At 76.1% G+C, this 12,312-nt stretch carries 9 protein-coding genes; 4 read left to right on the forward strand and 5 right to left on the reverse strand.

From position 1 onward, the window contains the following. The first annotated feature begins 4 nt into the window (after window positions 1–4). Entirely contained in the window at window positions 5–1,102 is a 1,098-nt protein-coding gene (locus C1I92_RS00780) for a dipeptidase (RefSeq protein WP_111252738.1), read from the forward strand. Here C1I92_RS00780 and C1I92_RS00785 read toward each other — a convergent pair. From C1I92_RS00785 to hutH, 4 genes are read right to left on the reverse strand one after another with little or no spacing between them, the layout of a single operon-like run. Continuing rightward, window positions 1,099–2,400 carry a formimidoylglutamate deiminase gene (locus C1I92_RS00785; protein WP_111252739.1) on the reverse strand — a complete coding sequence of 434 codons (1,302 nt, stop codon included), beginning with the start codon at window positions 2,398–2,400 and terminating at the stop codon, window positions 1,099–1,101. The two genes, C1I92_RS00780 and C1I92_RS00785, sit on opposite strands and share 4 nt — an antisense overlap. Further along, window positions 2,397–3,554: an allantoate amidohydrolase gene (locus C1I92_RS00790; RefSeq protein WP_199520823.1), complete on the reverse strand. Its 1,158-nt coding sequence runs from the start codon at window positions 3,552–3,554 to the stop codon at window positions 2,397–2,399. Before C1I92_RS00790 ends, C1I92_RS00785 begins: the two co-directional genes overlap by 4 nt. Beyond that, on the reverse strand, window positions 3,551–5,206 hold the full coding sequence (hutU, locus tag C1I92_RS00795) for a urocanate hydratase (protein ID WP_111252740.1): 1,656 nt from the start codon (window positions 5,204–5,206) through the stop codon (window positions 3,551–3,553). Before hutU ends, C1I92_RS00790 begins: the two co-directional genes overlap by 4 nt. A gap of 12 nt (window positions 5,207–5,218) precedes the next feature. Further along, on the reverse strand, window positions 5,219–6,748 hold the full coding sequence (gene hutH, locus C1I92_RS00800; protein WP_111252741.1) for a histidine ammonia-lyase: 1,530 nt from the start codon (window positions 6,746–6,748) through the stop codon (window positions 5,219–5,221). 81 nt (window positions 6,749–6,829) lie between these two features. Between hutH and C1I92_RS00805 the strand changes: the two genes are divergently transcribed. Both C1I92_RS00805 and C1I92_RS00810 read left to right on the forward strand, forming a co-directional pair. After that, complete coding sequence (locus C1I92_RS00805; RefSeq protein WP_111252742.1) at window positions 6,830–7,612, forward strand: IclR family transcriptional regulator; 783 nt, start codon at window positions 6,830–6,832, stop codon at window positions 7,610–7,612. 11 nt (window positions 7,613–7,623) lie between these two features. Then, the gene (locus tag C1I92_RS00810) at window positions 7,624–9,156 is read left to right on the forward strand and encodes an FAD-dependent oxidoreductase (RefSeq protein ID WP_199520824.1); all 1,533 of its coding nucleotides are present in this window, start codon (window positions 7,624–7,626) and stop codon (window positions 9,154–9,156) included. 401 nt (window positions 9,157–9,557) lie between these two features. On the opposite strand, the gene C1I92_RS00815 is transcribed toward C1I92_RS00810, so the two are convergent. Then, the gene (locus C1I92_RS00815; RefSeq protein WP_111252743.1) at window positions 9,558–11,018 is read right to left on the reverse strand and encodes an amidohydrolase family protein; all 1,461 of its coding nucleotides are present in this window, start codon (window positions 11,016–11,018) and stop codon (window positions 9,558–9,560) included. 86 nt (window positions 11,019–11,104) lie between these two features. Here C1I92_RS00815 and C1I92_RS00820 point away from each other — a divergent pair, with 86 nt between their 5' ends. After that, on the forward strand, window positions 11,105–12,310 hold the full coding sequence (locus C1I92_RS00820) for a PucR family transcriptional regulator (protein ID WP_111252744.1): 1,206 nt from the start codon (window positions 11,105–11,107) through the stop codon (window positions 12,308–12,310). Window positions 12,311–12,312 lie beyond the last annotated feature (2 nt).

The raw sequence follows: 12,312 nt of genomic DNA on the forward strand, positions 1-12,312 counted from the left end.
GCCCGTGGACGACTACCTCCTGATCGACGGGCACAACGACCTGCCCTGGGCGCATCGCCAGGGCTACGGCTACGACCTCGGCCGGGCCGACGTGGCGCGGCCGCAGCCGGCGCTGCACACGGACCTGCCCCGGCTGCGCCGCGGCGGCGTGAAGGGCCAGTTCTGGTCGGTCTACGTGCCGTCGACGCTGACCGGACCCGAGGCGGTCGCGGCCGTGCTGGAGCAGATCGACTTCGTCCACCGCCTGGTCGCGCGCTACGACGACGAGCTGGGCCTGGCCACGTCCGCGGACGAGGTCGAAGCGGTCGTCGCCGGCGGCCGGGTGGCGTCGCTGCTCGGCGCCGAGGGCGGGCACTGCATCGCCGACTCGCTCGGCGTGCTGCGGATGCTGCACCGGCTCGGCGTGCGGTACCTGACGCTGACGCACAACCACAACACGTCCTGGGCGGACTCGGCGACGGACGTGCCGGCGGCCTGCGGGCTGACCGAGTTCGGCCGCGCCGTCGTCGCGGAGATGAACCGGATCGGGATGGTCGTCGACCTCTCGCACGTGGCGCCGAGCACGATGCGGGCGGCGCTCGACACCGGCCGGGCGCCGGTGATCTTCAGCCACTCCAACGCCCGGGCCCTGTGTGACGTGCCGCGCAACGTCCCCGACGACGTCCTGGAGACCATGGCCGCCCGCGGCGGCGTCTGCATGGCGACGTTCGTGCCCGGCTTCGTGTCGCAGCGGACGGCCGACTGGCACCAGCGGTGCCGCGACATCGCCGCCGAGCGCGGGCTCGACCCGAAGGACCTCGTCGCGCTCGGTCGCGTGGTCGAGGAGCGCGCCGCCGCCGACCCGCCGCCGCGGTCGACGGTGGAGGACGTGGTGGCGCAGCTCGAGCACCTGCGCGCGGTCGCCGGCGTGGACCACCTCGGCATCGGCGGCGACTTCGACGGCACCGACCTGGTGACGTCCGGCCTGGAGGACGTCGCGACGTATCCGCGGCTGTTCGCCGCGCTGCGGGACCGGAGCTGGTCGGCGGCCGACCTCGACAAGCTCGCCGGCCGCAACGTCCTGCGCGTCCTCCGCGACGTCGAGTCCGTCGCCGCCGCCTAGCCCAACGCGCGGGTGAGCAGGTCCGCGACGTCGCCGAGGAGGTGGGCGCCGCCGCTGACGACGGTCCGGCCGCCGACGATGACGGTGTCGACGTCGGCAGCCGTGGCGGCGAGGACGAGCTGCGCGGGATCGGCGCCGGCCGTGCGGACGGTGTCGGTGCGGACGGCGACGAGGTCGGCGGCGGCGCCGGGGGCGAGCCGGCCGTTGCCGGGCCAGCCCAGCGCCCGGTGCCCGGCGCCGGTGAGAGCGGCGACGAGGTCGGCGGGGGAGAACGTGCCGCGCTCGCCGGTGCGCAGCCGCTCGTGGTGCTCCAGCAGCCGCGCCTCCAGCAGCAGGTCGGTGACGGCGTGCTGGTCGCTGCCGACGCACAGCGGCGACCCGGCGTCGGCCAGCGGGCCGGTCGGGGCGAGTCCGTCGGCGAGGTCCTGCTCGGTGGTCGGGCAGGAGCAGATCGTCGTGCCGGCGGCGCCGAGCAGCGCGATGTCGTCGCCGCTCACGTGGTTGGCGTGCACGGCCGTCGTCGACGGGGTGAGCGCGCCGTGGTCGGCGAGCAGCCGGGCCGGGGTGGCGCCGTAGGCGGCCAGCGCTGCCTCGTTCTCGGCCGGCTGCTCGGACAGGTGGACGTGCAGCGGCGCGCCCCGCGCTCCGGCCCAGGCGGCGACGCTCTCGACGGCGGCCGGCGGGACGGCGCGGACGGAGTGGACGGCGGCGCCGATCCGCGTGGTCTCGTCGTCGGCGAGGTCGTCGACGCGGGCGGCCCACGCGTCCGCCGTCCCGTCGCCGAACCGCAGTTGCACCCCCTCCAGCGGCCGGCCGGGCGCGCTCTCCAGGTAGCAGGTGTCCAGCAGCGTGAGCCGGATCCCGGCGTCGCGGGCGGCCTGCCGCAGTGCCGCGGCCATCGCGTTGGGGTCGGCGTACGGGACGCCGCCGGGGCCGTGGTGCAGGTAGTGGAACTCGCCGACGACGGTGACGCCGGCCAGCGCCAGCTCCGCGTACGTCGCCAGCGCCAGCCGGTAGTACGTGTCCGGCGTGAGCCGGCGCGCGACGGCGTACATCGCCTCGCGCCAGGTCCAGAACGTGCCGCGCCCGTCGTGCGTGCGGCCGCGCAGCGCCCGGTGGAACGCGTGTGAGTGCGCGTTCGCGAACCCGGGGAGCACGACACCGGGCAGCCGGACCTCCGAGCCCGACGACGCCGACCCGGCCTCGACCGCGACGATCACCCCGCCGTCCACCGCGATCCGTACATCGGCGGCCAGGCCGGACGGCAGCCAGGCGTGCGCCGCCCAGTACGCCGTCACCGGGTCAGCTCCGCGAGCACGTCCGCCAGTGCCTCGACCCCGGCATGGCAGTCGGCCCGCTCGGCGAACTCGGCCGGCGAGTGCGAGACGCCGGTCGGGTTGCGGACGAACAGCATCGCGGCCGGTACGCCGGCCGCGGCGAGGATCCCGGCGTCGTGGCCGGCGCCGGTCGGCAGCAGCGGCGCGCCGCCGAGCAGCCCGCTCAGCCGCGCCGCCAGGGCCGGGTCGAACACCGTCGTGCCGGTCCACGACTCCCGGCGCGGCGCGAACCGGTCGAGGTCGGCAAGGACGGCGGCGACGGCGTCGGGGTCGGCGCCGCGGCAGTCCAGCCAGGCCCGGACCTGCGACGGGATCGCGTTGACGCCGTTCGGGTCCACCTCGACCTTGCCGACGGTGGCCAGCACGCCGTGCGACGAGGCGGCCGCCCGGGCGGACGTGACGAGGTCGGCGAGGTCGAGCATCGGGTCGCGGCGAGCGTCCAGCGGGGTGGTGCCGGCATGGTTGGCCTCGCCGTCCAGCGTGATCCGCCAGCGGCCGTGCGGCCAGATCTCGGTCGCGACCCCGACCGGCTCGGCCAGCGCCCGGCCCTGCTCGACGTGCAGCTCGACGAACGTGCCGACGCGGGCCAGCGCCTCGGGGTCGGCGGCCGGCTCCGGTCGCCCGGCCGCGCGCAGCGCCTCGGCCAGGCCGACCCCGTCGGCGTCGGTGAGCGCGAGCGCCCGGTCCACCGGCAGCGCGCCGGTGAGCAGCCGCGACCCCGCGCACGCGACCCCGAACCGGGCGCCCTCCTCGTCGCCGAAGTTGACCACGCCGATCGGCCGGGACGGGACGTGCTCGCGCGAGCGGAGCAGGTCGATGGCCGCGAACGCCGACACCACCCCGAGCGGGCCGTCGAACGCGCCGCCGTTGGGCACCGAGTCCAGGTGCGACCCGGCGACGACGCCCGGCGCCGCGGCCGAGGGCGAGCCCCACCAGGCCCACTGGTTCCCCGCCCGGTCGACCACGAGGTCCAGCCCGCGACGGGCCGCCTCGGCCTCGAACCACTCCCGCAGCGTCGCGTCGGCCGAGGTCCAGGCGAACCGCCGGTAGCCGCCGCGCGGATCCCGGCCGACCGGCTCCAGGTCGGCCCACATCGCGTCGAAGGACACCGTCATGCCTCGTGCATCGGGACCCGGACGCCGCGCTCGGTCGCGACCTCGGCGGCGCGGTCGTAGCCGGCGTCGACATGCCGGATGACGCCCATCGCGGGGTCGTTGGAGAGGACGCGAGCGATCTTCTCGCCGGCCAGCGCGGTGCCGTCGGCGACGGTGACCTGCCCGGCGTGGATGGATCGGCCCATGCCGACGCCGCCGCCGTGGTGGATGGACACCCAGGTGGCGCCGGAGGCGGTGTTGACCAGCGCGTTCAGCAGCGGCCAGTCGGCGATCGCGTCGGAGCCGTCGGCCATCGCCTCGGTCTCGCGGTACGGCGACGCGACCGAGCCGGCGTCGAGGTGATCACGGCCGATGACGACCGGGGCGGACAGCTCGCCGGACGCGACCATCTCGTTGAACCGCAGGCCGGCGACGTCGCGCTCGCCGTAGCCGAGCCAGCAGATCCGGGCCGGCAGCCCTTGGTAGTGCACCTTCTCGCCGGCCAGCCGGATCCACCGGGCCAGCGGCTCGTTGTCGGGGAACAGGTCGAGGATCGCGCGGTCGGTGGCGGCGATGTCGGCCGGGTCGCCGGACAGCGCGGCCCACCGGAACGGCCCCTTGCCCTCGCAGAACAGCGGCCGGATGTACGCGGGCACGAACCCCGGGAAGTCGAAGGCCCGGTCGTACCCGGCCAGCTGCGCCTCGCCGCGAATCGAGTTGCCGTAGTCGAACACCTCGGCGCCCGCGTCGAGGAACCCGACCATCGCCTCGACGTGCCGGGCCATCGACTCCCGCGCCCGCGTCGTGAACCCGGCCGGGTCCTTGGCACGTTCCGCGGCCCAGTCCTCGAACGCCACGCCGATCGGCAGGTAGGCCAGCGGGTCGTGCGCGGACGTCTGGTCGGTGACGACGTCGATCTCGGCCCCGCGCGCGAGGAGATCGGGAACCACCTCGGCGGCGTTGCCGAGCACGCCGATGGACAGCGCCCGCCGGTCCCGCCGCGCGTCGCCGGCCAGCCGCAGCGCGTCGTCCACCGACGCCGCCTGCACGTCGAGGTAGCCGTGCTCGATCCGCCGGGTGATGCGGGTCGGGTCGCACTCGACGACGAGCGCGACGCCGCCGTTCATCGTGACCGCCAGCGGCTGCGCACCACCCATGCCGCCCAGCCCCGCCGTCAGCGTGACGGTGCCGGCCAGGGAGCCGCCGAACCTCTTGGCCGCAACGGCGGCGAACGTCTCGTAGGTGCCCTGCAGGATGCCCTGGGTGCCGATGTAGATCCACGATCCGGCGGTCATCTGCCCGTACATCGTCAGCCCGAGCGCCTCCAGCCGGCGGAACTCCTCCCAGTTGGCCCAGTCGCCGACCAGGTTGGAGTTCGCGATCAGCACCCGCGGCGCCCACTCGTGCGTCCGCAGCACGCCGACCGGGCGGCCGGACTGCACGAGCATCGTCTCGTCGCCACGCAGCGTGGTGAGGGTGCGGACCAACGCGTCGAAGGACGGCCAGTCGCGCGCGGCCTTGCCGGTGCCGCCGTAGACGACCAGCTCGTCGGGGTGCTCGGCGACCTCGGGATCGAGGTTGTTCTGCAGCATCCGCAGCGCGGCCTCCTGCGGCCAGCCCTGTGCGGTGAGCGTGGCGCCGCGCGGGGCGCGGACGGGACGGGGTCCGGACATGGCAGTTCCCTTCTAGCGCAGGGCGCCGGCGGCGGCGACGATCCGGCCGGACGTGACGAGGTCGTGGACGGCGGCGATCTCCGGTGCGAGGTGCCGGTCCGGCCCGGGACCGGCGACGTGCCGGCGGATGAGGTCGCGGACGGCGCCGGTGGCCGGCGCCGGGGCCAGCGGCGCGCGCAGGTCCAGCGCGCGGGCCGCCGTCAGCAGTTCGACGGCGAGGACGCGGCCGACGCCGTCGACGGCGCGGCGCAGCTTGCGGGCGGCCGCCCAGCCCATCGAGACGTGGTCCTCCTGCATGGCGCTGGACGGGATCGAGTCGACCGACGCGGGGACGGCCAGCCGCTTCAGCTCCGACACGATGCCGGCCTGGGTGTACTGGGCGATCATGTGGCCGGAGTCGACGCCGGGGTCGTCGGCGAGGAACGGCGGCAGGCCGGCGTTGCGGGCGACGTCGAGGAACCGGTCGGTGCGCCGCTCGCTGATCGAGGCCAGGTCGGCGGCCGCGATCGCGAGGAAGTCCAGCACGTACGCGACCGGCGCACCGTGGAAGTTGCCGTTCGACTCCACCCGCCCGTCCTGGGTGACGACGGGGTTGTCGATGGCGGCCGCCAGCTCGCGGCCGGCCACGGTGGCGGCATGGTCGACGGTGTCGCGGACGGCGCCGTGCACCTGCGGCGAGCAGCGCAGCGAGTAGGCGTCCTGGACCCGGGTGCAGTCCGGGCCGCGATGGCTGGCCACCACCTCCGACCCGGCCAGCAACGACCGCAGGTTGGCCGCGGACTCCCGCTGGCCGGGGTGCGGCCGCAGCGCCTGCAGGTCGTCGGCGAACACCCGGTCGGTGCCGAGCAGCGCCTCGACGCTCATCGCGGCGGCGACGTCGGCGACCCGGAGCAGGCCGGTCAGGTCGTGCAGCGCCAGCACCAGCATGCCGAGCATGCCGTCGGTGCCGTTGATCAGCGCCAGCCCCTCCTTCTCGGCCAGCACGACCGGCTCGATCCCGGCCGCCGCCAGCGCGTCGCCTGCGTCGAGCAGCGCGCCGGACCGGTCGCGCACCGAGCCCTCGCCCATGAGCGCCAGCGCGCAGTGCGCCAGCGGGGCGAGGTCGCCGGAGCAGCCGAGGCTGCCGTACTCGTACACGACCGGGGTGAGCCCGGCGTCGAGCAGCCGCGCGTACGCCGTCGCCGTCTCCAGCCGGACCCCGGTGCGCCCGGTGGCCAGCGTCGACAGCCGCAGCAGCAGCATCGCCCGGACGACCTCCTGCTCCACTTCCGGCCCGGAGCCGGCGGCGTGGCTGCGGATCAGGCCGCGTTGCAGCGCCGCCCGCTTCTGCGCCGGGATGTGCTTCGTCGCCAGCGCGCCGAATCCGGTCGACACGCCGTAGTACGGCAGGTCCGCGACGGCCAGCCGCTCGATCACCTCGCGGCTGCGCGCCACCGCCTCCAGGGCGTCGTCGGCCAGCGCGACGCCGGCGCCGTCGCGGGCCACCGCCACGACCTCGTCGAAGGACACCGGACCGGTGCCCACCAGCACGTGCTGCGTCATGGCGCCATTCCACGCCGCCCGCGGCCGCCGCGGTACCGGTTCGGCGAGGATACTGTCTGGTATCCCAGACAGGAGGCGCGGGTGGGCGAGAGCAGCACGGTCCCGGCGCTGCGGCACGGGCTGGCGCTGCTGCGGCAGCTGTCGCGGCTCGGCCAGCCGGCCCCGGCGTCGGCGCTGGCGGCCGAGCTGGGCCTGCCGCGCTCGACGACGTACCACCTGCTGGCCGAGCTGGAGCGGGCCGGCCTCGTCGTCCATCTGCCGGAGGAGCAGCGCTACGGGCTCGGCGTCGGCGTGTACGAGCTCGGCGCGGCGTACACGAAGCAGGCGCCGCTGGCCCGGCTGGCCCGGCCGTTGCTGACCGGCCTCGTCGACTCCACCGGGCACAGCGCGCACCTGGCCGTCCTGCACGGCCGCGAGGTGCTCTACCTGGTGGAGGAGCGGGCGCGCGGCGGCCCGTCGCTGGTCACCGACGTGGGGGTGCGGCTGCCGGCGCAGCTGACGGCCAGCGGGCGCGCGCTGCTGGCGGGGCTCCCGGCGGCGCAGGTCCGGGCGCTGTTCCCCGACGCGTCGGCGTTCGTCCGGCGGCACGGTCTCGGTCCGCGCCGCCCGGCCGACCTGCGCGCCCTGCTCGTCGACGTGCGGCGCCGCGGCTACGCCGTCGAGGACGGCGAGGTGACGCCCGGCTTCGCGTCGGTCGCGGTGCCGGCGACCGACCACACCGGGCACCCGGTGGCCGCCGTCGCGTCGACGTTCGACCAGGCCCGCGTCGGGGAGGCCTCCTGGCCGGGGCTGGCCGAGCGGGTCGCGGCCGCCGCCGGCGAGCTGGCCCGGCGGATCGGCGGGGCGCCGCACCCGCGCTGGTGACGCCGGACCGCATGGCGACGACGGCCGCGGGGTACGTGCCGCGCATGTCGTACTGGCTGGACAGCACCGGTGACCCGCCGCTCGCGCCGTCGCCGCCGGTGGACGCGGATGTGGTGGTGCTGGGCGCGGGGATCGCCGGCATCACGACGGCGTACCTGCTCAAGCAGGCCGGGCTGACGGTGACGCTGATCGAGGCCGGCGAGCGGCTGGCCGCCGGCGTCACCGGGCACACGACGGCGAAGGTGACCAGCCAGCACGGCGCCATGTACGCGTCGCTGACCAGCAGATTCGGCGCCGACATCGCGCGTGCGTACGGCGCCGGGCAGCAGCTGGCGATCGACTGGATCGAGACCGAGATCGACGCACTCGGCGCCGACGTGGACTGGTCGCGGCGCGACTCCTACGCGTTCGCCGAGCGCGCCTCGTCGGTGGAGGGGCTGCGCCGCGAGGCCGAGGCGGCGGCCGCCCTCGGGCTGCCGGCGACGTTCACCACCGACACCGGCCTGCCGTTCCCGGTGGCCGGCGCGGTCCGGTTCACCGGCCAGGCGCAGTTCCATCCGCGCCGCTGGCTGCTGGAGCTGGCGATCCGGATCCCCGGCGACGGCGGCACCGTCGTCACCGGGACCCGGGCGGTCGGTCTGACCGAGGGGGACCCGTGCGTCGTCGAGACCACCGACGGCGCCGTCCGGGCCCGCCACGTCGTCGTCGCGACGCACTACCCGGTGTTCGACCGCGGCGTCTTCTTCGCCCGGCTGGAGCCGCGCCGCGACCTCGTCGTCGCCGGGTACGCCGATGCCGCTCCCGACGGGATGTACATCAGCATCGAGGACCGGCACTCCGTCCGCACCACGCCGGCCGGCGACGACCGCACGCTGCTGATCGTCGGCGGCGAGCCGCACCGCGTCGGCGCCCGGACCAGCGTCGCCGAGCACTACGACGCGTTGCGGACGTGGGCGGCCGAGCGGCTGGGGCTCGCGTCGCCGGACCACCGATGGCTCGCGCACGACCTCACCAGCGTCGACGGGCTGCCCTACGTCGGCCGGTACCACCCGCGGGCCCGCAACGTGTGGGTGGCGACCGGGTTCGGGCACTGGGGCATGACCAACGGAACGCTGGCCGGGCTGCTGCTGCGCGACCTCGTCACCGGCGTGGAGAACCCGCTGGCCGGCGTGTTCGACCCGCAGCGCGGCACCGTCCGGCAGTCGGCGGCGGAGTTCGTCAAGGCCAACTCCTACGTCGCGGCCCGTCTCCTGGGGGACCGCGCCGGGGTGCTGGCCGGCTCGGCAGGGACCGAGTCGCTGGCGCCGGGCCAGGGCCGCGTGGTCCGCGACGGCGTCCGCGCGGTCGCCGCCTACCGCGACGACGACGGCGCGCTGCACTGCGTCTCGGCCCGCTGCACCCACCTGGGCTGCCTCGTCGCGTTCAACGACGCCGAGCGGACCTGGGACTGCCCCTGCCACGCGTCCCGCTTCGACACCGACGGGCGGGTGCTGGCCGGTCCCGCCGTCCGCCCGCTGGCGCGCGTCCCCGCGCCTCCGGCCTGAGCCCCCTCAGCGGCGGACGGCGCGACCGGCAGCGGTCGGGACTGGCTACCGTGAAGCCATGAGTGTGCCGGCCTTCAGCGATCCAGACATCGAGGTCAGCACCTCGCCGGCTGACCCGTGAACGTGCCGAGTGGTGGGCACGCTGGTCGGCGCTGCCCACGGTCGAACGTTCGCGTCCTGCGGCCGAGGTGCTCGCCGAGCTCCGCGACGAGGACTAGCTGTGTGGGCCCTCTTAGCCTTCAGCGGCGGTCGGGGCGTGTCCGTTGCGCACCCAGCCGCGGCAGGTCGTCTTCGCCCCAGCGAGGAGCACGTCACCCGCCCGAGGTCCCCACCGGGGACCGAACCGGACCCGGATACGGTCCCGCGGCGGGTGAGGTGCACTCGCAACGAGTGCAGAACCCTCAGCGGCGGACGGCGCGACCGGGCGCCGCGTCCGGCAGCAGCTCGCCGCCGGCCACCACCGGCGTCCCGTTGACGATGACGTGCCGGATGCCGGCCGACGGCAGCGCCTCGGCGTAGGTGGCGCGGTCGGTGACGGTGTCAGGGTCGAGGACGACGACGTCGGCGTCGGCGCCGGGGGACAGGTGGCCCTTGCGCGCCATCGCCGGGACGCTGGCCGCGAGCAGCGCGGCCGGCAGCGTCGTGCACCGCCGCACCGCCTCCGTCAGGCTCCACGTGCCGGTCTCGCGGACCAGCAGCCGGAACACCTTGGCGAAGCTGCCCACCCCGCGCGGGTGCGCCCGCCCCGGCGACCCCGGCCGGCCGGAGTGCCGCAATGGCATCGCGTCGCTGGCGATGACGACGTCGGGCAGGGTCAGCGCGCGGAACAGCAGCCGCCGGTCCGCCGCCGAGGTCTCGCGCAGGAAGTGGAACACGATCAGCGCCCCGGGCGAGTCCGCCCGCAGCGTGCGCAGCGCGTCCTCCGAAGCGATCGGCTCGCCGGACTCGGCCAGCTGGATGTCGCCGACCTCGATGCCGAGGCTGGCCAGCCGCTCCGGCGCGAGGAACGGGGCCCCGACGATGGTGCTGCCGCCGCCGTAGGGGTAGGCCTCGGTGCTGACCGGCAGGCGCTGGTCGCGGGCGGACGAGATCAGCTCGGCGGTCTTGTCGATCAGCCGGCCGGACGTGCTGTTGAGGTGGCACAGGTGCATGTGCGCGCCGGTCGTCCCGGCCACGCGAACGACCTCCTCGACGGCGCCGACGGCGTTGTCGTCCGGGCCGGCGGTCATGTGCCGGGCGTGGGTGAACGTGGGCACGCCCGCGGCCGCGGCCGTCGCGCCGAGCGCCAGGTACTCCTCGGGCGCCGTCGCGGGGGCGTAGCCGAGCAGGATGCCGAGGCCGAGCGCGCCCGCGTCCAGCTCCGCCTCGAGCGCGGCGACGATCCGCGCCCGGTCGCCGGCGCCGGCCGGACGGCGCCAGTGCGGCAGCTGCTGGGCCAGCGCGAAGTCGTCGAAGTGGCCGGGACCGTCGCGCCCGTCCAGCACCGCCATCCGCGCCAGCGCCCAGCAGGCGGAGAAGCCGTAGTTGATCGGCCGGCCCTCGTCGTCCACCCGCCGGTACACCGCGTCGACGCCGACGGCGCCGGACTCCAGCTCCAGCGCCGTCGTCACGCCGTCCAGCGCCTGCAGCCGGGCGCTCTCCAGGTCCATCGCGTGGCTGTGCAGGTCGACGAAGCCGGGCGCGACCACGCAGCCGGCCGCGTCGACGACGTCGTGGCGGGCGGGCACCGGCGTCCCCGGCACGAGCACCGCGGCGACCGTGCCGCCGCTCAGGTACAGGTCGGCGAGCCGGTCGACGTCGTTGTGCGGGTCGACCACCCGTCCGCCGCGCACGAGCAGCCCGCCGTCGGGGAGGTAGGTCATGGGTGCAGTCTCCTATGCCGGATGCCCGCGGCCCGGCAGCGCCCCTCGGTACGCTGCTGCGTGAACCGCGGACGTGAGGGAGCGAGTTGCGAAGTCTCGCCGAGGCACCTGACCTCTTCGCCCTGGCCGGCGCCCTGGCCGACCTGCTCGGCGCCCCGGTGACGATCGAGGACCACGACACCCGCGTGCTGGCCTACTCCGACGGCCAGCTGTCGGCCGACGAGGTGCGGACGGCGACGATCCTCGGCCGGCAGGTCCCGCCGGAGTACCGCGAGGCGCTGCGCCGGGCCGGCGTGTACCGGCGCATCGCCACCCAGGACGGCGTCGTCTACGCCGACCTGGCCGACGCCGGGATGAAGCCGCGGGCCGTCGTCGGGATCCGCGCCGGCGACGAGGTGCTCGGCTCGATCTGGGCGGTCGTCACCGGCGAGCTCACCGGCGCGCAGGAGAAGGACCTGCTCGACGCCGCGCCGATCGTCGCCGAGGTGCTGCTGCGCACCCGGGCCCGCGACGAGCGGGCCGTTCGCGACCGGGTCGAGCAGGTCGTCGCGCTGCTCGACGGCGGCGCGGACGCCGAGGCCGCGGCCGCCCGGCTGGGCCTCGCCGGCCCGCTCACCGTCCTCGCCGTGGCGACGACGACGGACGCGACCCGGGTGGACCGGGTCGCCGGAGCGTTGACGCTGCGGCTCACCACGTCGGGCGCCCGGCCGGTCTCGGCCGTGCTCGACGGCGTGCTCTACGTGGTGGTGCCCGGCGACTCCGCGGCGGTGCACCGGACGGCGGCGGACTTCCTGCGCCGCGGCGACGGCGCCCGGCTCGTCGCCGGGGTCGGGCGGACGGTGCCCGGCCCGGCGCAGGCGCACCGGTCCCGGTCCGACGCCGACCACGTGGTGCGGGTGCTGGTCGCGCGGGGCGCCGCCGGCACGGCGCTGCCGATCGCGGCGGCCTTCGTCGACGTCGTCGCGGCCCGGGTCGCCGACGTCGTCGAGGCCGAGGATCTCGGCGGCTACGGCCCGCTGCCGGCGCTGGAGCGGTTCGACGCCGAGAAGGGCGCGGAGCTGGTGCGGACGGCGCGCGCCTACCTGGCCCGCGGCGGCGACGTCAGCGCGGCCGCCGCCGACCTCACCGTCCACCCGAACACGCTGCGCAACCGGCTGCGCAAGGCGCACGAGGCAGCCGGCGTCGACCTCGACGACGCCGACACGCGGCTGGCGCTGATGCTGCAGCTGAAGGCGGCGGCGCTGGCCGATCGCACCGTCGCGCGAGAGGAACGCTGGCCGCGCCGCCAGTGACC

Source organism: Jiangella anatolica (assembly GCF_003236295.1).
GTDB classification, from domain to species: Bacteria; Actinomycetota; Actinomycetes; order Jiangellales; family Jiangellaceae; genus Jiangella; species Jiangella anatolica.

Bases quoted from the DNA above. Each gene is read 5' to 3' on its own strand.
- C1I92_RS00790 (WP_199520823.1), bottom strand. From the start codon at position 3,554: ATGACGGTGTCCTTCGACGCGATGTGGGCCGACCTGGAGCCGGTCGGC.
- hutU (WP_111252740.1), bottom strand. From the start codon at position 5,206: ATGTCCGGACCCCGTCCCGTCCGCGCCCCGCGCGGCGCCACGCTCACC.
- hutH (WP_111252741.1), bottom strand. From the start codon at position 6,748: ATGACGCAGCACGTGCTGGTGGGCACCGGTCCGGTGTCCTTCGACGAG.
- C1I92_RS00810 (WP_199520824.1), top strand. From the start codon at position 7,624: ATGGCGACGACGGCCGCGGGGTACGTGCCGCGCATGTCGTACTGGCTG.
- C1I92_RS00815 (WP_111252743.1), bottom strand. From the start codon at position 11,018: ATGACCTACCTCCCCGACGGCGGGCTGCTCGTGCGCGGCGGACGGGTG.